This is a genomic window from Bacillus sp. AFS037270 (assembly GCF_002585305.1).
The window spans coordinates 53,172-77,858 of the sequence record NZ_NUNF01000065.1 but is presented as its reverse complement, the minus strand read 5'-3'; the positions used below and the strand labels follow the sequence as shown (position 1 = coordinate 77,858).

The following is a 24,687-nucleotide window of genomic DNA, read 5'->3' as shown; positions in this document are numbered from 1 at the left end:
CGCTGGAGCTGGACAATTCACTAGGTAAAAACTTTTATACTTTCTTACCTAAAAAAAAGACAGCCCTATAAAAGAACTGTCTTTATCTTTCATTTTGATATTTAACTTCACAACGGTAAATCCGGTTTCCTTGTTCAGAAAATTTTTGCTCATATTCCGTCATAATATTGCCTTCATAACCACTTTTATGAAAATCAAGGCTTACATATTTCAATAATAAACCATAAGCCGAAAAGCTCATTAGAGAATACTCGAATAATCCTTGATTATCCGTTTTAAAATGAATTTCCCCGCCATTGACCAATATATTTTCATAAAGCTTCAAGAAATCCTTATAGGTCAATCTTCTTTTTTCATGACGGAACTTTGGCCATGGATCGGAAAAATTCAAATAAACCCGATCAACGTCATTTTTTGTGAAATATTTTTCTAGCTCCGCGGCGTTTACGTTTAACAGCTTGAGATTGGGTAAATCCGCTTCAATCAGGCGGTCCAAAGCAGCAACGATTACACTATCGTACAGCTCAATACCGATATAGTTAATATCCGGATTGGCCTTTGCCATTCCAGTGATGAATTGACCTTTACCTGTACCGACTTCGATATGGAGCGGCTGTTCTTTTTCGAAAGCCTCATGCCACTTACCTTTGAAATTTTCTGGGTTTGCTACTACATATTGCGGATGCTGCTCTATTTTTTCCTTTGCCCAAGGTTTATGTCTAAGTCTCATTTTACACTCCTAAAAAAACGTTATCCTTCAAAACATACCATGCAGTTCTTTTTGATGCAAGTCAAACTAAATGGAAAAAAGGTTTGCGCATAAACAGAAAAAGAATCCACAACCTAACTGTGAATTCCTTTTTCTATTTCCACTTGAAAGGATGTGCTTTTATGCCATTAAGTCATAGTGACCAAGTTACACTGCTAAAAGATATTTTAAACAATCACCAAACAGATTGCTGCGGATCCGTCTCCGAATGCGAGCAACTAGAGCGGTTAGTAAAATCTCTAATGGTTAACAACCAAATTGATTCGAATGTCAAAAATATTTTGCAGGAAGTATATCAATACAGCCAGCATGGTGCTCAATCCGCTGATTTAAATCAGCATATCTCATCTAATCAAGAAAATTTATCACAATGGGTCAATGATATCGACCAATTTTCGTGATTAGAGGATATCTTGCAAAAAATCAATCCATTTAGTCATTTCTTCCAATCGATTCTTATCTTTATACCACTGAATGGAAGACAGAGTTTGAATGGTTACATACCATTTCATTCTGAGTTTCAGATGGTCAGTAAGCTCTTTATCGTAAAGCTTTAACCAGTCCTCCCAGTTTTCTTCTGGTATGTACCAGTAAAGCAATAACCCTAAATCAATAGCAGGGTCAGCAATCATCGCTCCATCCCAATCAATCAAATACAACTGGTTGTCTTCTGCAAGCAGCCAGTTGTTATGGTTGACATCACCATGACAAACTACTTTCTCATCACAATAAACGTTTAAGGCTTCCACTTTAAGAAAATTGATCGCCTTTTGTGATTCAGGTAAAGAAAGAACTTGTTCATCCAATTCATTCACAACTGACTGTAAAATAGGCTCAGGATTTACCGGTGAACTTTCTAACCGGCTCAACATTCCAAGCATCGGTTCAGAACAATGTATTTTCTTAAGCAATCTGGCAACACTCTCTTGGTTCATTTCAGAGGGCTTTAACTCCCGGCCAGGAAGCCATTGCTGTGCTGTTATTACATCTCCGTTTTCCAATCGTTTTGTCCATACAAGCTTTGGGACAATGCCTTCTGCTGATAGTACTGCAAGGAATGGAGAGGAATTCCGCTTTAAGAAAAGGCTTTGATCCTTATATTTTGCATAAAAGGCTTCTCCTGTTTTGCCTCCAGCTGGGGTAATTTCCCACTCTTGTCCTAGTAAATGTTCCAAAATTGCTCACCTTCAATTTATGCCGTTCTAATGGGCTTATTCCTCTTTAATATACGAGGTAAAACCTGTGCTGTAGGAAGGTTTAGTAACCACAATTATAACAATAGCTCTTTTTTATAAATAAAAAAAAAGCTATTGAAACCATTGCACACAATAGCCATCTTAGTAAATTTTATTCCTATGCCCTTTTTTCGTCAAGTAATCTTGAAAAACTATTTTTTTAGCAAAACATTTAGAGAAATGGGTTCAAGAAAATGTTCTTCCGAATTTATATAATCTTTGGCAGAAATTCCCGCATTCTTGTGATTAGCTAATATTCCCCATTCCCCCTCAGGAAGGATAATCCTTTGAACTTTGGAGGATGGATTAATAACAAGAATGACCTCCTCCATAGGTAATTGATATAAACATCCTAAAACAGGAGCAGAAAATGACAGCGCTTGTATGTGAGCACGAATTTCCTCAGTAGTTCTCATCCGAAAACATGAAAACTTCTGGCGAATGCTAATAAGACCCTTAATGTATTCGACATTGTCTTTATATTTACTTTTTCGATCCCAATTGAGCAGATTGATCCTATCTGGAGAACGATAGCTATTTCCATCTCCTTGCTTTGTGCGAAAAAACTCCTGTCCACTATGAAGAAACGGAATACCCTGTGATAATAAAACAATTCCTGTTGCAAGGCGATGGTATTTTTGTCGAACCGCAGGATCCGCTTCAGAATAGCAGCCTTGAAGTTTATCCCAGAGCGTATGATTATCATGACATTCTACATAATTGACGCATTGAGAAGGGTTATTAAAGAGACGAGTACTCTTTTTGGTAAAACCGATACTGCCGGTTATGACCTCCATCGCGGCATCCACCAAATGCTCATTCCCTAAGGCAAAGCCTTTATCAAACAAATTAAACGTACTTCCTTTGATAGTGTCTCTAAATTTATCATTAAACTGTCCAATTTCCGGTATTTTTGCTTGATTGGCTATCGTTGCCTTTTGAGCGGGCGGCAGAGGAGTATTAAGGTTCCAGCCTTCACCAATAATTAAAATCCCATTTGAAAGGCTGTCACAAGTCTTTCGTACCTCATTCATCGTGGTTACGTCCAAAATCCCCATTAAATCAAATCGAAATCCATCGATGTGGTATTCTTCAAGCCAATAACGGACCGAGTCAACGATAAATTTCCGTACCATTTTCCGCTCTGAAGCAACATCATTTCCAACACCAGTGCCGTTTGAAGGCAAACCAATTTCGTTATGACGAAAATAATAGCCTGGGACTATTTTTTCAAAGGAGGATTGCTCACGAATATAGACATGATTAAAAACTACATCCATGATGACACCGAGTCCAATACTGTGAATTTGATCGATTAATTTTTTCAACTCAATGATTCGGGAATAAGGATTAGATGGATCGGTTGCATAGCTTCCCTCAGGGGTATTGAAGTGAAGAGGATTATATCCCCAGTTATACTGTTTAGCTGGGTTTAATTCGTCCACACCGGCAAAATCGTTAAACGGGAGAAATTCGATATGAGTGATCCCTAAATCTTTGACATATGATAGACCAGTCACTTCACCATCCGGACCATTTGTTTCCAATTCGCCAGCACCTAAATACAGTCCCTTATTTTTGACACCGCCATTGTCATCAATCGTAAAATCCCTAATATGTGTTTCATAAATAATCGCATCCACAGGGTTTTCTAATGGTGGAAACTTGAGTCTAGGTCTAGCTGTCTTCTCGAGCTTTACAATGACACCCTGCTCCCCGTTTGCTGTTACTGCCTTGACATACGGGTCTACTGCCTCACGCCATTCTTGATTAACGAGGACCAAAAAGCTATATTGGTAAAATTCCAAATCACGGTGAAGACAGACAGACCAAACGCCAAAATCTTCCCGCCTCATCTTTATGAATTCTGAATAATCATTAGCGGATGGACGTAATTTCAATTTGACACCTGTGGCGGTTGGTGCCCATAGTTTAAAACAGGTTTGTTCGGCATGAAAGGTGACACCGAGGTCGTTCCCTTCATAATAAAATTTTTCATCAAATCGATCTGTTCGAATCACAGCGCCTATTTGTAAATCTGTTTTCCCGCCATGCTCATCAAAAATCCAATAGGGCCTGCCAAAGGAAATTTCCCCTTCAAACTGGCAAATATATTTAAAATGATCCTCAATCTCCGTCTTCTCCAAAATGGCCAGTGGCGTCTTAACTGCATCGGCTGCCATGTAAAATGCAGATGACAATCCGTGATGATATGAATGGGGAAGAAGAATAGTAACGATGTTCATTTCATCTAAGTAAGCAAAAAAATTCCTGTCAACAGAATTCATTCGAATCCCTCTCCTTCAGATCAACTTCTTCCTTCCCGCGACTTCTAGATAACACCTCTACGGCTTTCGCTTGAAGGTGAATCGAAAGTGGGGTGTATCCGATATGCTCCCCATCAGCATGAACATACTGTGTTTTTGTTGAATGGATTGTAATATTTTTCCCCTTATATGTTTTCACTTCTTTAAAATGGATGTGCCTGCCCCAAAAAACACTAATAAAAACGAGTAATAGCTTTAGTCTTGATAATTGATGGACAACTGTAATATCGAGAAGTCCATCATCAGGTTCAGCAGCAGGGGCAATTTCCATCCCGCCGCCATAATAAGGCTGGTTAGAAACAGTAACAAACCATGTTTGTTCAAATATATGCTTTTTCCCATCAATTGATAAATCAATTCTTGCAGTTTTATAGGTAAATACATTTTTTAATAGAAAATAGACATAAACCAGCCTGCCTAATGATAATTTATTCAACAATGCCTTTATTCGGGATTGATTAACTTGATAAGAGATAATTGCATCAAATCCGGCACCCATATTATTGATAAAATAGTGCTCCTCTTCCCTTCCAGTCAGGCAAACCTTCCCGATATCGATTTGCCTTCCTGTCCGCTTCCGAAGATAGAGAATAGCCAGTAAAGCCTCTTCGGGATTGATTGGAATATGAAAGCCTCTTGAAAACTCATTTCCTGAACCACCAGGAATAAAACCTAGTGTTATATAATCGTACTTAGCAAGCCCGTTTAGCACTTCATGGATCGTTCCGTCTCCCCCTACTGCAATAATCACCTTTTCCTGTTGATTTTTCTCCGCAATTTGTTTGGTAAGGCATTTAGCATGACCAGGAAATTCGCTAAAAAAAGCTAAAAAGTGAATCTGTTCAGACACTAGCTTAGATTCAACTTTTTTCCATACCTCGAGGCAGTATCCATTTCCAGCTTTGGGATTAATAATAAAATAAATTTGCTTCATAAAACCCACCTTCTTCAAATTTCTATGATTGCAATGGGAATATGGTTACGGCTTCATATTTTGGTGTTTGGTCCAGATGTGTTTGATAAACAACAACATCTTCAGCTTGAAATTCCAGTGGTTCCGGCTGCAATTGATACCAAATATTTAACAGCTCCTTTTGGAACCCGACTGGTCCCTTCCACTTTCTCGCTAAGGTAATATGAGGCTTAAAAGCGCGTTTTTCCAGTTGAAAGCCCGCTTGTTCACATGCCGAAAATACCTTTCTTCTAATATCGAAAAGCTCCTCGCTGCTTTCTGTATCGGCCCAAAAGACACGCGGTGATTCTTCCTTTCCGAAAAAGCCTAGTTTGTTTATTTTTAATGTAAATGCCCCCTCGTTAAGTAGGGCCTCTTTCACATAATTTTCTGCTGCTTTAAGTTTTTCAGGTTCTGCTGATCCTAAGAAAGCTAAAGTAATATGTAAGTCCATATAATGAACCCAACGGCTAAAAGGGATATCTTCCTTTAATCTTTCGATATGATCCATCATGATTAGTTTTGCTGCTTCAGGAATTCTCACAGCGAAAAAAAAGTGTGGTCGTTGATTCATATTCATATCAGTCCTTTTTATAATTTTAGTCTATTTTCTCCCAATTGTATCTACTGTCAAACCGTTTATTAGGCGATATTTTTTACAATCAGTATGATTTTCTTTATGATAAAAAGAGAAATAAATTTAGTTTAGAAAGGGAAACCCAATGAAAATAGTTAATAATATCGCTGAACTGATTGGAGATACACCGCTAGTTAAACTAAATCGCTTAGCACCTAAAGATGGGGCCTCTGTTTATTTAAAGCTGGAATTTTTTAATCCTAGCAAAAGTGTAAAGGACCGGGCCGCCTATAATATGATTATCGAAGCAGAAAAAAGTGGACATTTGAAAAAAGGCTCCACCATTATTGAACCGACGAGCGGCAATACAGGGATTGGCATTGCGATGAATGCTGCTGCAAGGGGTTATCAAGCAATTATTGTGATGCCTGATACGATGACAAAGGAACGGATCAGCTTACTCGCGGCATATGGAGCAAAGGTAATCCTAACCCCTGGGGATGAAAAAATGCCAGGAGCAATTAGGAAGGCTTTGGAATTAGCAAATGATATCCCTAATAGCTTTATCCCGATGCAATTTGAAAATAATGCAAACCCGGATGCCCACAGACAGACTACTGCTGTAGAGATTATTGAAGGCCTAAAAGAAATCGGTAAACCACTTTCAGCTTTCGTTGCGACAGCCGGAACAGGTGGAACCATCACGGGAACAGGAGAAACTCTAAAAGCCTATTTTCAAGGTTTATCCGTGCATGTTGTCGAACCAAAGGGTTCTCCAGTATTATCAGGCGGGAAACCAGGTAAACATAAGCTTGTTGGTACAAGCCCTGGTTTTATTCCGAAAATTCTTAATGAAGAAGTATATGATGAGATTCATCAAATTACAGATGAGGATGCTTATGAGATTACCAGAAGATTGGCCAAAGAGGAAGGTATTCTAGTTGGTCCATCATCAGGGGGTGCTTGTTTTGCGGCGTTAGAAGTTGCAAAACGATTATCACCGGCTGATGTTGTGGTTTGTATTGCCTGTGATACAGGGGAAAGATATCTATCAAGTGATTTATTTGAATATTAATTGCAGCTGCCTATACGAAAAGACGTGTTACCCGAACACGTCTTTTTTCTTTTATATTTTTATTCCGTTTTCGCTAATTCATAGCTTGCTTGGATGGCGGTTGCTTTTAACCGGTCGTCAAATAAACCAACCTAATCTATTGCAGGATTAAAAATAGATGTTTTTTATAGCAGAACCAACAAAAAGATGTTCAGACCGCGAATTGTATCTGAACATCTTTTTGTATTATTTACATAGCTTTTTCCTTTTTTGAAGTTGAAGTAGCTGGGGAGAGCTCCCAACATTCAATGCCTTCATGATTTTTAATACAATCTTTATAAAAGATAGGATCTTTACCAGCTTTTTTCTGTTTCATGTAATCCGTTAAAGCAGTAAAGGCTATTTTTCCTAGTAATGTAATAGCAATCAAGTTTATGATAACCATAAAGCCCATAAATAAATCCGCTAAATCCCATACAAGTTGGACTTTTGCAACGGAACCGAATAGAATCATGGCTACCACGCTTATGCGATATACCATCAACCATACTTTACTTGTGTGTAAGAATCGAATATTTGTTTCTCCATAATAATAGTTACCGATTAACGCACCGAATCCAAATAGGAAAATGAAGATAGCAAGACAGCCTGATGCCCAGGAACCGACGTGTTCACTTAATGCAGCTTGTGTAAGGGCAATTCCCTCTAACCCTGGTTGTTTCCAAGCATCAGAAAGTAAAATAATAAATGCAGTGCTTGTACAAACAATCAGTGTATCCGTTAATACACCAAATGCTTGAATAAGTCCTTGTTTAACCGGATGACTGGTTGTTGCTGTTGCGGCCACGTTTGGCGCACTTCCCATACCCGCTTCATTCGAGAATAAGCCACGTTTCACTCCATTCATGAGCGCAGCACCGATTGTACCGCCTGCCATTTGTTGAAGTCCAAACGCGTTTTTAACAATAAGAGAAAGAATTTCCGGCATTTTAGTAATGTTCGTAGCTATGATAAATAAGGCAATACCAATGTATAACACAGAAAGAATCATAACCTTATATTCCGCCATTTTGGCAATACGTGTTACACCGCCAAAGATAATCACAGAGAAAACAAGTGCCATGATAATCCCTAACGTTAAACGATGTGTACCAAATGAGTTCTCAAACGCAATAGAAACGGTATTTGATTGTACAGAATTGAATACAAGACCGAAAGAAATCGTAATTAAAATGGAGAATATTACGCCCATCCAACGTTTGTTTAATCCTTTTTCCATATAATAGGATGGGCCGCCGCGGAAACCATTTTTATCTTTTACTTTATATACTTGCGCTAACGTACTTTCAATAAAGCTGGATGCTGAGCTAATAATCGCAATAATCCACATCCAGAATACCGCTCCAGGACCGCCTAACGCAATCGCAATCGCGATTCCTGTGATATTACCTGTCCCAACGCGGGCGGCCATACCAACACAGAACGCTTGAAATGGCGAAATTTCGTCTTTGGAACCCTTTTTCCCTTCCATTAAAACACGGACCATTTCCTTTAACATTCGAAACTGTACAAATTTCGTTTTAAGTGTGAAATAAATCCCACAAGAAACAAGCATAATAATTAGTAATTTTGACCATAGAAAATCATTTGTTACACCAACCATACTTTGTAGTAATTGTTGCATCTTACCACCCCTTATTAATGTAGTATATATTGAAGCAATTAGGCACACAGTTTGATAAACGATGGTTTGAATCGAAGTAGAGTTAGTGCCGGCGATGTGGCCGCCTGCTGCTAGAATCTTAAGATAAGATCATTTATTAATACGGTATAATTCCATCAGCATCGTTTGACCAGTACCCGTTAACTATACATGCAGCGTAAAGATCGGCACTGCACACAGAGGATAAAAATGGATTATGTGGTCAGGTCCCATTTTGATTAAACAGATTCTATGAATACATCGAAAGGTAAAGTATCTCAGTAAGGATTTTACAACCCTTAATTTTTCCGAATGCCTCTTTTGCTTCTTTTTCAGTGTCATACTCAAACATTTTTAGATTGTTTTTTGAATGGACAGTGATGATCCACAAATAAATTTCCTCCCTTCCATAGATAGAGAAAAATCTCGCATTTTAGATCCAGCCCCGGAAGCTTGATGCTTCAACCAGTTTTCTTATTCCAACCATATACGCTGCTAAGCGCATAGTTACTTGATGGACATGTGCTGTTTGATAAATATTTTCAAAAGAATCCACCATTACTTTTCGTAATTTTTCAGCCACCTCTTCCTGTGACCAATAAAATCCTTGATTGTTTTGAACCCATTCAAAGTAAGATACGGTGACACCACCAGCACTTGCCAATATATCCGGAACAAGGAGAATTCCTCTTTCATCCAAAATTTTAGTTGCTTCAAGGGTTGTTGGCCCATTAGCTGCCTCCACTATGATTGAAGCCTTAATACGATCGGCGTTTTGTGCTGTAATTTGATTGGAAATGGCAGCCGGCACAAGAATATCACATTCTTTTTCAAGTAATTCTTGATTCGTGATTGCATTGTTAAATAAAGGTGTTACTGTACCAAAACTATCGCGTCGATCGAGCAGGTAATCAATATTAAGGCCTTCTGGATCATAAAGAGCACCATATGCATCCGAAATACCAATCACTTTTGCTCCAGCATCATGCATGAATTTGGCCAAAAAACTTCCTGCATTCCCAAAACCTTGAATCACTATTCGAGCACCTTGCAAGTCAATGTTTTTTTTCTTTACCGCTTCTTCAATACATATGGTTACACCGCGGGCTGTTGCCGTTTCACGTCCTTGTGACCCTCCTAAAACAAGGGGCTTGCCCGTAATGAATCCAGGAGAATCGAATTCACGAAGGCGACTATACTCATCCATCATCCAAGCCATGATTTGAGAGTTTGTATATACATCGGGAGCTGGTATATCTTTTGTAGGCCCGACAATTTGGCTGATAGCACGAACATAACCACGACTCAATCTTTCCAGTTCTGCAAACGACATATTTCTCGGTTCACACCTAATGCCTCCTTTTCCACCACCGAAAGGAAGGTTCGCAATGCCGCACTTTAAACTCATCCAAATAGACAAGGCCTTTACCTCTTCTTCGTTCACTTCTGGGTGAAATCGTACGCCTCCTTTTGTCGGTCCTACTGCATCATTATGTTGGGAACGAAAACCGGTAAACACTTTGATCGAACCATCGTCCATTCTTACAGGTATGCGGACAGTGAGCATTCGGATGGGTTCTTTGAATAATTCAAATTCATTATTTGAATAACCTAATTTATCCAACGCCTCTTTTATGACCGTTTGTGTAGAAAGAAACAAATCTAGAGATTCCTTTTCTTTTTTCTGTTCTTCGGCAAGGCTTTCTACAGTATTTATTAACGCCATTAAAATCACTCCTTATTTTATTTGAAGAATAAAAGTTGGTATTGCATCGTTTTCTTAATTTCGTATGAATTTTCAAATGTCCAATGAAATTTCCCCTGGAAACTCGTTTTTTTAAGATGTTGTTAGAAAATACACAAATCCCATTCCTTCGATATATGTTTCAATAACTTAACACCCGTCAGACTATTTCCATACTCATCAATAGCTGGACCATAAATGCCAATGCCCCATCCATCATGAAAAGGCAGTTCTCTTTTCATGCTCTCAGGAACGGTTGCTAAGATCCCCCCTGATACTCCACTTTTGGCTGGCATACCGACAAAGGCGGCAAACTTACCTGAGGCATTGTACATTCCGCATGTAAGCATTAAGGCTTTGGTAAGTCTGGCCACTTCTTTGGGGAGTACCTGTACTTTTTGCATCGGATGATATCCATCGTTTGCCAGGATCATTCCAATCATGGCTATATCTTCGGTATTTACTTCTATGGCACACTGCTTTAAGTAAACCTCTAAGGCTTCTTCCACCTCAGATTCCAAAAAACCTGTCTCTTTCAAATAGTAGGCTAAAGCTCTATTTCGATTTGCTGTCAGCCACTCTGATTGGAAAACTTCCTCGTTGATGTTCGGACGTTTCCCTATCATTTTTTCAATAAATTCGTAAAGGAACTCCAATTTATGTTTTGATGATTCTCCTGGAAGAAGCGACGCAATGGTAATCGCTCCTGCATTGATCATGGGGTTAAACGGCTTACCAGGTTTATGCATTTCTAGACGAATAATGGAGTTAAAGGCATCCCCAGTTGGTTCCACGTCGACCCGATCAAGCACATAGAGTATACCGCGGCTTACACAAGCAGCTATAAAGCTGATTACTTTTGAGATACTTTGCAGAGTGAAAGGGACTTGCCAATCCCCTGCTTTCATTACCATTCCATTTGATCCTACAATACAAATACCTAACTGAGATGGGTTGACTTTTCCTAAAGCAGGAATATAGCTTGCACATTGCCCTTCAACTCCATAGGAACGATAATGCATCACCCATTCCTCCAAGCTATCCATCTTTTCATTCCGGGTCTGATCTTTAGTCTCTTTATTAATTTCTTCAATCAAATTCTTCGAATCCTCTCTTTCTTAAACGTTTTTAAGGAAAAAATTCAGCAAAAGGAAAACGCTTTCTATTTTCTGATAGAAAGATATAATTGATTCTATAATCTGAACTACAGAAGAAAACGAAAAACTACAGAACATTTTTTATTTTTTATTTTTTATTTAAAATGGTTTGGATTGGTTAAAAAGAAAAGTTTGCATTGTATTAAAACGAATCTATCTGTATACTAATTTTCAGAAAAATGAGGAAGTGACCTTTTTGAATATAAGCCCATTATTAAAAAAAGACCTATTCATCCTTGTTTTAATGATGATAACAGTCCCATTAGCAGGTGAATTAAATTTTTATCCAATTAATGAAACGTTTCGAATCAGTTTTGGCGTGCCGGCATTTTTATTCTTTTTGCTGTTGTTTCGAAAAATTCCAGCAGTTTTTCCTGGTTTCTTGACTGCCATTCAAGTTGTGAGTTTTCGCATTCTGTTGGAATTTATCAACCAAGGTAATTGGAATTGGATTTCCTCTTTTGAATCCAATTTTTCCAGTTTTTTCTTTTATTTCACCTATGCTTGCTTCTTTTATTTTGCTAAAGTCAATCGTTTCAATAACCGGCCCATATTAATGGGATTGATTGGCATCACCATCGAAATATTATCTGATATGGCAGAATTGATCATGCAATATTTGGTATTGGGAACAACGATTAAGTTAACAGCGATAAGTGAAATCCTGATTATGGCGATATCACACAGCTTTCTTGTTATCAGCTTTTTCACGATGATGCAGCTATATGAAGCACAGGCAAGAGAAAAACAAATTAGAAAGCAAAATGAACACATGCTCATGCTCATTTCCAATTTATATGAGGAATCCATTCATTTAAAAAAAACATTGCAGGATGCTGAAAACATTACAAAAAAATCATATGATCTATACAAAAGCTTAAACCTTATGAAAAATGAAGGGGCTGCTGAGAATACGATCGAGGAACTCCGCAGGCAGGCATTAATAATTGCCGGTGAAGTTCATGAGATAAAAAAAGATAACCACCGTATTTTTGCTGGGCTTTCTAAACTGATTTCTGGTGAAAGTTTTACAGATTATATGAAACTTGACGAACTAGTTTCCATTATCAAAAAAACAAACGAAAATTATGCAAGTTTTCTAGGAAAAAGTATTCAAATTGAATATTCCATTGAGGGAGTTCATCCTCCATACCATGTTTTTACCCTTCTGTCGATTATCAATAATATAGTCACAAATTCTGTAGAAGCCATCGTTAATATTGGATCCATTACTATTAATATAGAAAGGAATCAGCATTGGGTTAAATTCCAAATTGAAGATAACGGCCCCGGTGTTGCCGAAAAACATAAAAATTTAATTTTTAAGCCCGGGTTTACGACTAAGTACGATCATTCCGGAAACCCTTCAACGGGGATGGGACTATCCTTTGTAAACGAGATGGTTGAACAGCTTAAAGGTGAAATTTTCGTCGACAATCGATTAAGCGGAACAGGTTCTAGTTTCATTATTCAATTACCGGCAGTTCATTTAATGGAGAAAGGGTGATTCGATGCTTTTTTATATAACAGATGATGATGAAGCGGTTCGTTCGATGCTGGCCCAAATCATTGAAGATGAGGGTTTAGGAGTAGTGGCCGGGGAGGCAGAAGATGGCTCTTTGTTGGATGGAAACAGATTAAACATGTTAAATATAGATATTCTATTGATCGATTTTTTAATGCCGGTTCAAGACGGACTAGAAACCATTCGGCAAATTAAACCATTATTCAAAGGGAAAATCATCATGATCTCTCAAGTAGAATCGAAAGAGATGATTGCTGAAGCCTATTCCCTTGGCAGTGAATACTATATAACCAAACCAATCAATAGGATAGAAATACTGACGATTATTCAGAAAGTCATAGAACGAATTCGATTGGAAAAATCGATACACGAGATTCACAAATCCCTCAATGTCGTGCTTAAATCGTATCACCCGCTAGATAAACAACAAAAAACGTTCGACGAAAAAAATATAAGAACATCAGGTCATGTTCTATTATCTGAATTAGGAATCGCTGGCGAAAACGGAAGTAAAGATTTACTGGATATATTGGAGTACTTACATCAGAATGAACATGAGTATTCGTTACATAAAGGGGTTCCGATCCTTAAAGAAATTTTCGTTGATCTGGCTAAAAAAAGACTGGGATCATCCGCATCGGAGTCTGAGTTAAAAAAAGAAATAAAGGCTTCTGAACAACGAGTTCGACGGGCTATTTCACAATCATTGACTCATCTTGCTTCCCTAGGTCTTGCTGATTTTTCCAATTGGAAGTTCGAAAACTACGCTTCGAAGTTTTTTGATTTTACATCCGTAAGGAAGAAGATGACAGAATTAAAGTATAGTTCAACACCGTCGACCTCCCTTACAAGGATCAATACGAAAAAATTCATTCAAGTTCTTTATTTTGAAGCGCAGCGAGTCATTTCAGAGTCTCAATAATTAATTTAAGCTTTAATTAGACAGATATAAACTTCACTGAACCGCAATTTAGTGAAGTTTATCTGTTAAGAGATATACATATAAAATACATATAGGCATTTATTGTACTGCCTTATATCATCTGGTACCAAATGAATACTCCTCACATTACTTCAACAGCACACTTTTTTCTTACAATAAAATGATAAAGCGCTTTATAAAAGCAGTCTTGAAGCTCAGTTTGAGTTAAAGCGTGGTTCCAAAGTCTAACTTCACTAATTTCACATTGTCAATATAACAATTGGCTGTTTTAGGTTCTGCGCCAAAAGTGAAAGGCATGGTGGAATTATATAAAGTTCCAGCCTTACTTTATCTCGCCATTAAGGTTCCATTTAAATAAAAGTTTAGGGCAGCTCCATCATATGTAAAGGCGATGTTAAAAATTTAAATAATTTTAACATAAACCAAGTACTTTCCCCCATACTCTATAGTATAAAATAATTTAGGAGGAGGTAAAAACAGAGCATTACCATTAATTACCGAAGAATATCTTGTTTTCTTTACTATATTGGTAGAAATTTTCTGAAATTATGGGTACAATAAGGTTAGATGTATGACATCTAAGTATCCACAGTCACATTCCATTAAAGGAGATGTCTGCGCGGAAAAGAAACTACATATTTCTTGAAGAGTAATCTTCAAATAGGCGTCGGTAGCTGGATTAAGCCATAGGTTTGAAATTTAGGATAGGGAGTGGTTCTTTGAAACCTTCAACTAACCGGATGTTAAACCGCATCAAATGTATCTACATGTTTATAAGAAATAACGGCACTGTTACGACTCAAGAACTTGTAGAGGAATTTGGTATCACTCCTCGCACCATACAACGAGATTTAAATGTCTTAGCCTATAATGACTTGGTGATCAGCCCAAGCCGCGGAAAATGGACAACAACACAAAAGAAAGTGAAGATGTCATCTTAAATTCAAAAATAAAATTAAACAATCCGCATAAAAAAGCATGCGATTTCAATCGCGTGCTTTTTACTGTTTATAATATTATCGTTTTTCAGTAAGAGGTGTGAAATTTGTAATTTGGCTAAATTCTTGCTCTGATAAAATGCCAAGCTTTCTAAATACATATGAATACATTAGAATTCTCCGCTGTAAGCGAGGGGTAAGCACCATATAATCATCTCCTATTTACTTTATAATATTCACCAATACCAATTAAGTTTCCTTAAGGCAAAATATTTTATTTAATTTTTTTCATCCTCTTATTCTTCAATTCTATTTGACAGGAATAATAATTATGATATATTAATATAAGAAAATGCTTTAGTGCTTAAAAGCGTTTAAGTAAAAAAGAAAAGTAGGTACGTATATGAAGAAAAATCAGCAGCAGAATCTAAAAAAGGGGCTTCTGCCAAGGCATGTCCAGTTTATCGCCTTGGCCGGGATGATCGGAACAGGGATCTTTAAAGGCAGCTCCGATACCTTAAATATAGCTGGACCTAGTGTAATTGTAGCCTATTTAATCGGCGGTTTATTGTTATTCATTATTATGGCAGCCTTAGGCGAAATGGCGCTCGCTTATCCTAATCTAAATGTACAGCATTTAGTAAATAAGGCGTTTGGATTTCAAGTTTCCTTTCTTGTTGGATGGCTATACTGGATTAATTGGATTTTAGTCACCGTTGTTGAATTATTAGCGGCGGGAAGTTTTCTTCAATTTTGGTTTCCGAGTGTCCCATTGTGGCTGCTCAGCTTTCTATGTGCGATTGTCATTGTTGGCATCAATTTATTCCAAGTAAAATACTATGGCGAGCTGGAATTTTGGTTTGCTGGCATTAAAATTATTGCCCTAATTGCCTTTATTATCTTAGGATTTTTACTTCTTTTAGGCTTAATTCCAAGCAACCTTCACGACCCACTCTCAAACTATACCGAGCACGGCGGCTTTTTTCCGCACGGACTAGGCGGAACATTTAGTGCCTTCTTAGTTGTCATGTTTTCTTATGGAGGGGCTGAATTAATTGGGGTTGCAGTTACTGAAACCAAAGATGCTGAACGTGTCTTACCAAGAATTATAAAAGGCGCTGTCTGGCGCGTGATTATTTTTTATGTTTTACCCATTCTTATCATTTGCGGGATGATGCCTTGGAACAAAGTGACCGGTCAAGACAGTCCATTTGTTCAGGTTTTCAGTAGTACAGGCTTACCTGGAGCTGCCCACATTATGAACTTTGTCCTTTTAACGGCTGTCCTTTCAGCTGCAAATTCCGGTATTTATGCCACATCGAGAACATTGTATTCGATGGCCCAAAGTGATGTGGCCCCTAAAGTCCTCGCAAAGGTTTCATCTAAGGGAATACCTTTTATTGGGATTATGATTACGAGTATTTGTATTTTGGCGGGTGTATATTTAGCGTATTTGACACCAAGCCAAGTCATTGGCTACCTCATGACGATCCCTGGTTTTACAGTCATGATTATTTGGATGAGCATTTGTGCAGCCCAGTTAAAACTAAGACCGCTTTACAAAAATAAACCAGCTTTTAAAGTGAAGTGGTTCCCATACACAACGATTTTTGCGCTAGTTTCATTAAGCATCATTTTCATTGGATTTTTATTTAACTCCAACAATTTGATTGGTACATCCGTTTGTCTTGTAACGATTGGGATACTTATCCTTCTTTCCTTTATTTATAAAAAAACTGATGGTAGAAAAATAATCGCATAACATGTAAATTAAGGCCAGCAAGCGCTGGCCTTTTATTTTTCATCTACCATTAATTTTTGAAAAATAATCCAGCACATATTGACGAAAGTGCTGACTTGGATTAGACAGGTATCTCCTTTTTGACCAGCCTAACCCTATGGTTCTTTGACAATGGGGTTCAATGATTTCTAGTTTATTAGGAAAAGGCTTCGAATTTCCCAGCCAAGATATTTCCGGAATAAAGGCCACTCCCAATCCTTGCCGGACCAAATCCCCAATCACCCCAGGTTCATCTCCTTCAAAAGCAATATTAGGAACAAAACCTGCTTCATGACAAAATTCATCGGTTAGATTTCGAAACCCGAATCCCGTATTCATACTAATAAATGACTCGTCTTTTACTTCATTAAGGTATATTTTCTCTCTCTTTGCCAAAGGATGCTCCGGGGGAACAACTAGGTAAATTTGTTCCGTCATAAGTGGTTCCCACACAATATCACTGCCGACAATTTCCACTGATGAAATACAGAAGTCAATCTCGGCCTTCTCAAGGAGACTCTTCATTGATGAAGTAGACTCTAGCACCTGTTGAAATTTAATCTCAGGGAATTCCTTTAAAAACGAACTCAATAATTCAGGAAGTACTTTTGGAATGCTGACCGCTAAGGTAATTTGTGTTTGACCACGTTCAAGTTCATCCTCAATTTCTCTCTTCCCTTCATTTAATTCTAAAAACACCCGGTTTACACGCTCTAAAAACAATCTTCCATAATGATTTAGCTTGAGCTGTCGATTCTTACGATCAAATAAGGAGACACCAAGATCTTCTTCTAATCTGGCTATCGTTTTACTTAGTGATGGCTGGGCAATTTGCAGTTCTTCTGCCGCTCTCGTCATATGTTCAAGTCTCGCAACTGTTTGAAAATATTGTAGTTGTAAAAGCTCCATCTTTTATACACCTTCACATTTAAATAGATTTAAAGCTATAGTTCCATAACAAATTATATATTATACAATATATAAAATTCCATTTAAAATAATGGTTATGTTATTAAATCAAAAATTCAAAGGGGTATTTATGAAGGGACTAAAGTTAGTATTTCGAGATTTAAAAATGATGTGGCATCATAAACATGGAAGAATTGCCTTAATCTTTCTTTTAATGGTTCCATTAATCTATTCAAGCTTCTTCCTCGCCGGATATTGGAACCCTTATGGAAGATTAGATCACCTTCCAGTAGCTGTAGTTAATTTAGATAAAGGCTCCATGATGGAACATAAATCCATTAACGCAGGCCGAGATTTTGTTAAGAACTTGAAAGAAAATAAGGATTTAAATTTCCATTTCGTTTCAGAAAAGAAGGCAAACGAAGGAATAAATGCTGGAACTTATTACATGGTACTAACCATTCCAGAAGATTTCTCACAAAAGGTAAGTACCTTAATGGATGAGCATCCACAGCCGGCCAAGCTCGTGTATAAAATAAATCCCGGTAAAAACTTCGTTGCATCACAAATAAGCACGACTGCAACCGAAAAAATGAAAACGAAAATCGCGAATAGCATTACCAAGTCATATGCAGATGGGGTATTTTCAAAGTTTCAGGAACTAGCAAACGGATTACGTGACGCTGGTGATGGGGCTGCTAAAATCAATCAAGGAACAACCGATGCAAAAAATGGAATGGTACAGCTATCAGATGGTGTTCACAGCTTGAATATTGGAGCAGCAAAGCTTAAGGATGGAAGTCAGCAGCTCTCTATCGGTCAGGATCAGTTAGCCAAAGGGCTTGACACGATTAAAAACGGCTCGGCTACACTCTCTGACGGCATGTCAAAACTCGCAGCGGGCCATACCAACCTTGAAACAGGCATGGACAAATTGACTGAAAGTACAAAGGATTTAGCGCTGGGTCAACAAAAGCTGGCACAGGGTCAAGAAAATCTGAAAAGTACTGCCGATGACCTAAAGAATTCAATTGAACAATTTTTACAAAGTCATCCTGAGCTGCAAGATGATGCAGCAATTCAACAAATGGCCGCAAAGGCTGCTGGACTATCAACTGCTGCAGATTCTATGAAAGATGGCCAGAACCAACTCGACCAAGGCACTTCCCTTTTAGTACAAGGTGAGACAAAGCTTCAATACGGGATGAAGCATTTTGGAACAAAAATGAAGGATGCTGAGAGTGGTGCTTCAAAACTTGCTGATGGAACAATAGAATTATCGAACGGATTCACACAATGGAAACAAGGGTTTAATTCACTTCATACCGGTATCATTGATCTAGCCAGCGGAGGAAACAAACTTGATCAAGGTACAAATCAGTTGGTAGATGGTTTGGGGCAATTATCAACGGGGTCCAATGAACTTGCTGTTAAATTGAATGAGGCAGCAACGAAAACATCGGAAGTCCATAATACCGACCAATTAACCTCGATGTTTTCAGAACCGGTGCAGTTAGTTGAATCGGATTTATCTCATGTACCGAACTATGGAACAGGAATTATGCCCTACTTCTTATCTCTAGCATTTTATGTTGGAGGGATTATGGCGGCGAATATCCTTCCGTTAGGGCGGAGACAGGATATGAACATCAACGGAACGGAGCATTTTATTAACAAACTTGCTCTTAAATACGCAATTGCCTTAATTCAAGTACTATTCGTTGATTTAGTCGTTCTTTTTGGCTTTAAAGTCCATTTAGCCAGTGTTCCTTTATTTATCCTATCTAGTATTATTGTATCCTTAACTTTTATGACGTTTATTCTTATGTTAGTAACGGTGTTTGGAGTAGCTGGGAAGTTTATGGCTGTTACTCTGTTAGTCCTGCAATTAGCTACCTGCGGCGGGACATTCCCTGGAGAATTGGGTAATCCTGTCCTAAGTGAGATTGGCAAAGTGCTTCCTATGGCACACTCGTTACGAGGATTCCAGGATGTAATTACACTTGGGGATTGGGCACAGCTACAGCAGCAAATAGTAATTTTATTGATTTATTTAGTAGTCGCGGCCCTGATTGGCTGGATAACAAGTCATTTGCAGCACTCAAAACCACAATCTGTTAATTAAAAAACAAAAAGTGATATCCTTTATGGGTATCACTTTTGTATATTTACTTTTTTGATTCATCGTTTTCCGAATCTGAATCATTCGCTTCTAACAAACGTCCCAGTGCCCCCAATTTATTTTCCCAAAATAGCTCAAAATATTGGAGCCAGTCTTTTAGTTCAACTAAAGGATCTGGCTGCAGCTTGTACCGTGTTTCTCGTCCAACCTTCCGCTCCTTCACTAACCCAGCTTCAGATAAAACTCGTAAATGTTTAGAAACGGCAGTCCGGCTAATTGGAAAATGTTCAGTAATCGCTGTAACAGGCATCTCTTGGGTACTAAGAAGTTTTAATAGCCTTCGGCGGGTTGGGTCAGCAATCGCTTGAAATACATCATGTTTTGCTGAGGAAGCTGCCATTTACGCCTCAACATATGCTTGAAGCTTTTTCACAAGGCCTGCCCAGCCTTTGTTCATGTTATCACGAATTGGTGTATGTGGTGCGCCAAATTCGGTAACTTTATTTACATCCCAGCCGCCATGGATCAACGTTAATTCTGTTTTCTCATCCAAATCCTTTAATTCAAAGGTTAAGGTCCAGTCTTTTCCCCAATTAAAAGAAAGACGGTTTGGCGGATCTACCTGTGTAACCTTACACGGTGACATGCCAAATTGACCTGCATTTATATGAAACTCATGACCTTCTACTGGCTTAAGATCATTTGGCATAAACCACGCACTTAGCCCCTCTGCTGTTGCAACCGCATCCCATACTTTTTCAATTGGTGCATTATAAACAACTGTATATTTAATATCTTCTAATGTAGCTTGTGATTGATTTTCCACTAAAAGTCCTCCTCAATTAAGCTCAAATTACGAAACCATTTGGTTTCACATTAAAACTATATAACACCTTTTGGTTTCATGTCAAGCTATCTAAAAAAATAAAAAGGTGCCTTATAGCTAGTAAGGTCACCGTAAACTGTTCTTTTCATTCAACTGTTATGCTCCTTGACCACTTGATAATAGCGCCTGAGCGATGCCAATAAAGTATTCAGATTCCCGGATAATATGATTTAAGACCACTTTTGCTGTTTGATTACCGCTGACTGCTGCACTTTGTACTTTGATTTGTTCACAAAGCTGGATAAACGATTCGCTCTGCTGCAAACAATAGGCAACTAGCTGTAGGACTTGTTGATACAATTGATTGGATACTTGCGCACCTGACCGAACTACCGACTCGATAAACCTGACGACCTGCTGATGCGTTTCTCCAAGTGCTTGCTCCCATTTTATTAATGCATCAAAAAATTCTCGTTCAAGTCCTGATACCAGTTCCCTGATGACCACTGTATGTTCCTCTTCTTGATGTTTCCAGAATTCTGCCTCATCTAATATCCGAAGCGGCATTTGCGGTCCGTAATAGAATTGCATAGACATCCCCCCCATCATCATTCCTTTCAATGTATGGGAGGGGCTTGTAAAATATTCACTCACTTATTTTAAAATAAAAAGAGATCAGGACCTATGAGCTCTTAAACAATATTTTTCCCATAAAAAATTTCATCCATCTCAATCGTTAATCTCTCAGTTATTTCAATATGTTCATCCGGCGTTAACTTATCTTTTGTATAGCCGAATAAATAGTTATTCAAATCAAAATTACGGAGTTTACATTTGGTATGAAAGATGTTTTCCTGATAAACATTGACGTCAATCATATCAAATAATTCGCCAACATCTTCAGGGATATAGTTCTGGATTGAGTTGATTTCATGATCGATAAAAAGCTTATGTCCGTTCTTGTCCCTTGTAAAACCACGAACTCGGTAATCTATCGTCATTACATCGGTTTCAAATGACCTAATTAAATAGTGAAGGGCTTTTAGCGGGGAAATCTCTCCGCACGTTGAAACATCAATATCGGCTCTAAAGGTACTGATACCTTCATCCGGATGAAATTCTGGGTATGTATGAACCGTGATATGACTTTTATCAAGCTGCATGACCAATGATTCTGGAAGCGGCCCTGGTGATTCTTCAAAGGATTCTGAAGGGACATCATGTGTCACAGGTCCCTCAGATACTAATAGAGTCACGCTTGCCCCGGCCGGTTCAAAATCCTGATAGGCCACATTTAATACATGGGCACCTATAATTTCAGCAACATGCTTTAAAATCTTTTGCAATCTTTCCGCACTGTATTGTTCGTCAATATATTTTAAATAGGCTTCCCGTTCTTCTCTCGTTCTTGTAAAACAAATATCATACATATTAAAACTTAAAGACTTGGTTAGGTTATTGAAACCGTGTAACTCAATGGCCTGGTCGTGTGTCAGTTTCATAACAGTTCCCCCTTAGCAACACTTCTTTAATGCGTATTTACCTGTATGGTACCCATTTTTAAGCTTCGTTACTATTATTTCGACCGAATTCCAAATTTATCAACCACCCAGGTAAAACACAAAAAGCAGCTAATATTAGCTGCCTTGGTGATTATTTGACTTGATACTCCCGTAATAACTCAACTTCTTCATCCGTTAATTCCCGATATTCTCCGAGCTCTAAAGTTTCATCTAATGGAAGAGGCCCCATAGAAATACGCTTCAAATAGACTACCCTTTTCCCAACAGCCTCAAACATTCTTTTTACCTGATGAAACTTTCCTTCGGTAATGGTCAGCTCAATATCAGAGCGGAGTCCAGATTTTAAAATTTTCAATTCACCTGGCTTTGTTTCATACCCGTCATCAAGAGTTACCCCTTTGGCAAAGGCTTTTATATCCTCTTCCGTCACTTCTCTATCAATGACAGCAAAGTAGGTTTTCGGCACATGCTTCTTCGGTGAAAGTAAGCGATGCGCTAATTGACCATCATTGGTTATCAGTAATAAGCCTTCTGTATCCTTGTCCAATCTCCCAACTGGAAAAGGCTCATAAACTTGATCCCCAATCTCCAACAGATCGATTACAGTTTCCGCAGCACTATCCTCCGTCGCCGACAACACCCCAGGAGGCTTGTTCATCATTAAATAAATAAACTCTTTGTATTCAATCACTTCACCATTTAAGGTCACAGTTTGAATTTTTTCATCAACATGCTGTTTTGGGTCCTTAACGATTACATCATCTATTCTAACGGCACCGCTTTTTAAAAGCTGCTTTACTTCTTTCCGGCTGCCGTAGCCAAGGTTTGCTAACATCTTATCAATTCTCAACGCTTTGCCTCCTTCTTGGCAGCTTAAATTTAGTGAGGACACGCTCAATTCTGTTCCCGAATAATCGAGTTGCAAGTCCGGATTTTAATCCTAGATAAAAATAGATGGCTGCCCCTGCAAAGGCACTTATTAAAATAATTAAGATTGATTGCATTTTGGATGCAGGAGATAAAAACACCGATAAAAATCTATACATAACCTCCGTGCCAACCCACATACAGCCTGCAAAAATAACAATCAATAGGCTTCTCCGCCAAATAAATCGATATTGATAGCGGGAAAAATATTTGATGACAATTAAATTAATAATAATCGAGGCCGAGTAGCCAATCGCTGTTGCCAAAACTGCCCCTCTTGTTTCAAACATCTTAACTAAAGGAATATTAAGAGATAGTTTAACCAATAGTCCCACTAGTAAGCTTAAAATCGTATACCGCTGTTCATTAATCCCTTGCATAATCGCCGCTGTAACTGAATAAAGAGAAAAAAGAATCGCTACTGGCGCATAGGCACCTAAAACCTGTGTCCCAAGTGCATCATGCTCATAAAAAACTGTATAGACTGGCTCTGCTAATAAGGATAATCCAATCGCCGCAGGCAGTGTTAAGAATAATAACACCTGAAAGGTTTGATTTAATTGGTCAGTTAAGTTTTTACGGTCATTCTCCACATACGCCTTTGTAATACTCGGGACAAGTGTTAATGAAAAGGCAGTGGCTAGGGAAACAGGAATTATCACAATTTTATGCGACTCAAAGTTCAAAATTCCAAAAGCAGTATCGGCCAATTTCTTTGAAGTTCCCATTTCTACTAAGGCCTTAGTAAGGGTAAATTGATCGATAAGTTGGAATAATGGATTAGCAATCCCAACAAATACAAAGGGGGCCGCATAGATAAAGATTTCTTTATAAATCTCTTTCAGCGAAATATTGACCGTTCCTTTATCTTTCTCCAAAAGCTCATCTAAATATGGCCTCCGTTTATACCAATACCAAAATAAGACAGCAAGGCCTCCAATCGCTCCAACAAAGGCCGCAAACGTAGCAACACTTACAGCCGTTACCATTGACCCGCTTAAAAATTTCAAGACCACATAGGCCCCCACCAGTGTGAATAAAATCCTCACGATTTGTTCAACCACTTGTGATGCAGCACTTGGTCCCATCGATTGATGCCCCTGAAAATACCCTCTGATCAAGCTCATAAAAGGAACAAGGATTAAGGCAAAACTGACTGCCCTCATGACGGTTACCACATCATCCAATTGACCCTTTCCTGGATTACTCATTTCAGCTAATATTGGGGCTGCTAGATACATAATTAAAAACGCAGCAAAACCAGTTAAAGACATCACCATTAATCCGGATTTGAACAATTTTCTGCCCACAGCATATTCTTCAAGCGCATTATACTTTGCAATAAATTTTGAAACAGCCAGTGGTACACCAGCCGTTGCGATACTTATGAATATGGTGTAAGGGACATATCCGTAGGAATAAAGCTGTGTCCCATGTTTTCCAACAATCTGATAAAACGGTATAACATAAATAAGTCCAATTACTTTAGAAAGTATGGTTCCGAGCGTTAATATAAACGTTCCTCTTAAAAGCTTAGACTGCATAAAATCCCTTCCTACCCGAAAAGATACGTTCGTTAGTTCACAAAGAATAATCGACGTTTTTTGCGCACTATTAGTAGTTTACAACTTCTTTCCCTCCGATGCCACTCACAACCGAGTTAATTCACTTAAAAAA

General features: G+C 38.3%; 23 protein-coding genes. 7 read left to right on the top strand and 16 right to left on the bottom strand.

Annotated elements, in window-relative coordinates; translation table 11 throughout:
- Positions 1–82 precede the first annotated feature (82 nt).
- Entirely contained in the window at positions 83–730 is a 648-nt protein-coding gene (trmB, locus tag COD92_RS26400) for a tRNA (guanosine(46)-N7)-methyltransferase TrmB (RefSeq protein WP_098996657.1), read from the bottom strand.
- Positions 731–891: 161 nt separating this feature from the next.
- Here trmB and COD92_RS26395 point away from each other — a divergent pair, with 161 nt between their 5' ends.
- Complete coding sequence (locus COD92_RS26395; RefSeq protein WP_098996656.1) at positions 892–1,170, top strand: YtzH-like family protein; 279 nt, start codon at positions 892–894, stop codon at positions 1,168–1,170.
- Here COD92_RS26395 and COD92_RS26390 read toward each other — a convergent pair whose 3' ends face one another.
- The 4 genes from COD92_RS26390 to thpR form a co-directional block, all read right to left on the bottom strand.
- Positions 1,171–1,944, bottom strand: coding sequence for a phosphotransferase family protein (locus tag COD92_RS26390; RefSeq protein WP_098532007.1), 774 nt, complete (start codon positions 1,942–1,944; stop codon positions 1,171–1,173).
- Between the two features lie 212 nt (positions 1,945–2,156).
- Positions 2,157–4,292: a type I pullulanase gene (gene pulA, locus COD92_RS26385; protein WP_098996655.1), complete on the bottom strand. Its 2,136-nt coding sequence runs from the start codon at positions 4,290–4,292 to the stop codon at positions 2,157–2,159.
- Entirely contained in the window at positions 4,279–5,265 is a 987-nt protein-coding gene (locus COD92_RS26380; protein ID WP_098996654.1) for a diacylglycerol/lipid kinase family protein, read from the bottom strand. The genes pulA and COD92_RS26380 overlap by 14 nt, the downstream gene beginning before the upstream one ends.
- 22 nt (positions 5,266–5,287) lie before the next feature.
- Positions 5,288–5,857 carry an RNA 2',3'-cyclic phosphodiesterase gene (gene thpR / locus COD92_RS26375; RefSeq protein ID WP_098532042.1) on the bottom strand — a complete coding sequence of 190 codons (570 nt, stop codon included), beginning with the start codon at positions 5,855–5,857 and terminating at the stop codon, positions 5,288–5,290.
- Positions 5,858–6,005: 148 nt separating this feature from the next.
- Between thpR and cysK the strand changes: the two genes are divergently transcribed.
- Positions 6,006–6,935, top strand: a complete 930-nt coding sequence (gene cysK, locus COD92_RS26370; RefSeq protein WP_098996653.1) for a cysteine synthase A — start codon at positions 6,006–6,008, stop codon at positions 6,933–6,935.
- A gap of 229 nt (positions 6,936–7,164) precedes the next feature.
- Here cysK and COD92_RS26365 read toward each other — a convergent pair whose 3' ends face one another.
- The 4 genes from COD92_RS26365 to COD92_RS26355 all read right to left on the bottom strand — a co-directional run bounded on the left by COD92_RS26365 (position 7,165) and on the right by COD92_RS26355 (position 11,445).
- Positions 7,165–8,598, bottom strand: coding sequence for an alanine/glycine:cation symporter family protein (locus COD92_RS26365; RefSeq protein ID WP_098996652.1), 1,434 nt, complete (start codon positions 8,596–8,598; stop codon positions 7,165–7,167).
- Positions 8,599–8,866: 268 nt separating this feature from the next.
- Positions 8,867–9,007, bottom strand: a complete 141-nt coding sequence (locus tag COD92_RS32300; RefSeq protein ID WP_176541317.1) for a hypothetical protein — start codon at positions 9,005–9,007, stop codon at positions 8,867–8,869.
- Between the two features lie 42 nt (positions 9,008–9,049).
- The gene (locus tag COD92_RS26360) at positions 9,050–10,342 is read right to left on the bottom strand and encodes a Glu/Leu/Phe/Val family dehydrogenase (RefSeq protein ID WP_098996651.1); all 1,293 of its coding nucleotides are present in this window, start codon (positions 10,340–10,342) and stop codon (positions 9,050–9,052) included.
- Positions 10,343–10,464: 122 nt separating this feature from the next.
- Positions 10,465–11,445, bottom strand: a complete 981-nt coding sequence (locus COD92_RS26355; RefSeq protein ID WP_255295298.1) for a glutaminase — start codon at positions 11,443–11,445, stop codon at positions 10,465–10,467.
- 259 nt (positions 11,446–11,704) lie between these two features.
- Between COD92_RS26355 and COD92_RS26350 the strand changes: the two genes are divergently transcribed.
- The 4 genes from COD92_RS26350 to COD92_RS26335 all read left to right on the top strand — a co-directional run bounded on the left by COD92_RS26350 (position 11,705) and on the right by COD92_RS26335 (position 16,685).
- The gene (locus COD92_RS26350) at positions 11,705–13,024 is read left to right on the top strand and encodes a sensor histidine kinase (protein ID WP_141561145.1); all 1,320 of its coding nucleotides are present in this window, start codon (positions 11,705–11,707) and stop codon (positions 13,022–13,024) included.
- Between the two features lie 4 nt (positions 13,025–13,028).
- Positions 13,029–13,964 carry a response regulator gene (locus COD92_RS26345; RefSeq protein WP_098996649.1) on the top strand — a complete coding sequence of 312 codons (936 nt, stop codon included), beginning with the start codon at positions 13,029–13,031 and terminating at the stop codon, positions 13,962–13,964.
- A 740-nt stretch (positions 13,965–14,704) separates the two neighbouring features.
- Complete coding sequence (locus COD92_RS26340) at positions 14,705–14,926, top strand: DeoR family transcriptional regulator (protein ID WP_007086548.1); 222 nt, start codon at positions 14,705–14,707, stop codon at positions 14,924–14,926.
- 400 nt (positions 14,927–15,326) lie between these two features.
- Positions 15,327–16,685: an amino acid permease gene (locus COD92_RS26335; protein WP_098531999.1), complete on the top strand. Its 1,359-nt coding sequence runs from the start codon at positions 15,327–15,329 to the stop codon at positions 16,683–16,685.
- A gap of 39 nt (positions 16,686–16,724) precedes the next feature.
- Here COD92_RS26335 and COD92_RS26330 read toward each other — a convergent pair whose 3' ends face one another.
- Positions 16,725–17,612: a LysR family transcriptional regulator gene (locus COD92_RS26330; RefSeq protein WP_098996648.1), complete on the bottom strand. Its 888-nt coding sequence runs from the start codon at positions 17,610–17,612 to the stop codon at positions 16,725–16,727.
- Between the two features lie 130 nt (positions 17,613–17,742).
- Between COD92_RS26330 and COD92_RS26325 the strand changes: the two genes are divergently transcribed.
- Entirely contained in the window at positions 17,743–19,737 is a 1,995-nt protein-coding gene (locus COD92_RS26325; RefSeq protein ID WP_098996647.1) for a YhgE/Pip family protein, read from the top strand.
- Positions 19,738–19,780: 43 nt separating this feature from the next.
- Here the strand turns inward: COD92_RS26325 and COD92_RS26320 are convergent, their stop codons facing one another.
- The 6 genes from COD92_RS26320 to COD92_RS26295 form a co-directional block, all read right to left on the bottom strand.
- Positions 19,781–20,134, bottom strand: coding sequence for an ArsR/SmtB family transcription factor (locus tag COD92_RS26320; RefSeq protein WP_098531996.1), 354 nt, complete (start codon positions 20,132–20,134; stop codon positions 19,781–19,783).
- Entirely contained in the window at positions 20,135–20,560 is a 426-nt protein-coding gene (locus COD92_RS26315; protein ID WP_098996646.1) for an SRPBCC family protein, read from the bottom strand. It abuts the gene before it with no gap.
- A 156-nt stretch (positions 20,561–20,716) separates the two neighbouring features.
- On the bottom strand, positions 20,717–21,151 hold the full coding sequence (locus COD92_RS26310) for a DUF2935 domain-containing protein (RefSeq protein ID WP_098531994.1): 435 nt from the start codon (positions 21,149–21,151) through the stop codon (positions 20,717–20,719).
- Positions 21,152–21,252: 101 nt separating this feature from the next.
- Positions 21,253–22,062, bottom strand: a complete 810-nt coding sequence (gene speD, locus COD92_RS26305; RefSeq protein WP_098531993.1) for an adenosylmethionine decarboxylase — start codon at positions 22,060–22,062, stop codon at positions 21,253–21,255.
- 151 nt (positions 22,063–22,213) lie between these two features.
- Positions 22,214–22,933, bottom strand: coding sequence for a pseudouridine synthase (locus tag COD92_RS26300; protein ID WP_098531992.1), 720 nt, complete (start codon positions 22,931–22,933; stop codon positions 22,214–22,216).
- The gene (locus COD92_RS26295; RefSeq protein WP_098531991.1) at positions 22,923–24,554 is read right to left on the bottom strand and encodes a putative polysaccharide biosynthesis protein; all 1,632 of its coding nucleotides are present in this window, start codon (positions 24,552–24,554) and stop codon (positions 22,923–22,925) included. Before COD92_RS26295 ends, COD92_RS26300 begins: the two co-directional genes overlap by 11 nt.
- Positions 24,555–24,687: the final 133 nt, after the last annotated feature.

Coding starts and splice junctions, on each gene's coding strand:
- trmB (WP_098996657.1), bottom strand. CDS start 730: ATGAGACTTAGACATAAACCTTGGGCAAAGGAAAAAATAGAGCAGCAT.
- COD92_RS26395 (WP_098996656.1), top strand. CDS start 892: ATGCCATTAAGTCATAGTGACCAAGTTACACTGCTAAAAGATATTTTA.
- pulA (WP_098996655.1), bottom strand. CDS start 4,292: ATGAATTCTGTTGACAGGAATTTTTTTGCTTACTTAGATGAAATGAAC.
- COD92_RS26380 (WP_098996654.1), bottom strand. CDS start 5,265: ATGAAGCAAATTTATTTTATTATTAATCCCAAAGCTGGAAATGGATAC.
- thpR (WP_098532042.1), bottom strand. CDS start 5,857: ATGAATCAACGACCACACTTTTTTTTCGCTGTGAGAATTCCTGAAGCA.
- cysK (WP_098996653.1), top strand. CDS start 6,006: ATGAAAATAGTTAATAATATCGCTGAACTGATTGGAGATACACCGCTA.
- COD92_RS26365 (WP_098996652.1), bottom strand. CDS start 8,598: ATGCAACAATTACTACAAAGTATGGTTGGTGTAACAAATGATTTTCTA.
- COD92_RS26360 (WP_098996651.1), bottom strand. CDS start 10,342: ATGGCGTTAATAAATACTGTAGAAAGCCTTGCCGAAGAACAGAAAAAA.
- COD92_RS26345 (WP_098996649.1), top strand. CDS start 13,029: ATGCTTTTTTATATAACAGATGATGATGAAGCGGTTCGTTCGATGCTG.
- COD92_RS26335 (WP_098531999.1), top strand. CDS start 15,327: ATGAAGAAAAATCAGCAGCAGAATCTAAAAAAGGGGCTTCTGCCAAGG.
- COD92_RS26330 (WP_098996648.1), bottom strand. CDS start 17,612: ATGGAGCTTTTACAACTACAATATTTTCAAACAGTTGCGAGACTTGAA.
- COD92_RS26325 (WP_098996647.1), top strand. CDS start 17,743: ATGAAGGGACTAAAGTTAGTATTTCGAGATTTAAAAATGATGTGGCAT.
- COD92_RS26320 (WP_098531996.1), bottom strand. CDS start 20,134: ATGGCAGCTTCCTCAGCAAAACATGATGTATTTCAAGCGATTGCTGAC.
- COD92_RS26310 (WP_098531994.1), bottom strand. CDS start 21,151: ATGCAATTCTATTACGGACCGCAAATGCCGCTTCGGATATTAGATGAG.
- speD (WP_098531993.1), bottom strand. CDS start 22,062: ATGAAACTGACACACGACCAGGCCATTGAGTTACACGGTTTCAATAAC.
- COD92_RS26295 (WP_098531991.1), bottom strand. CDS start 24,554: ATGCAGTCTAAGCTTTTAAGAGGAACGTTTATATTAACGCTCGGAACC.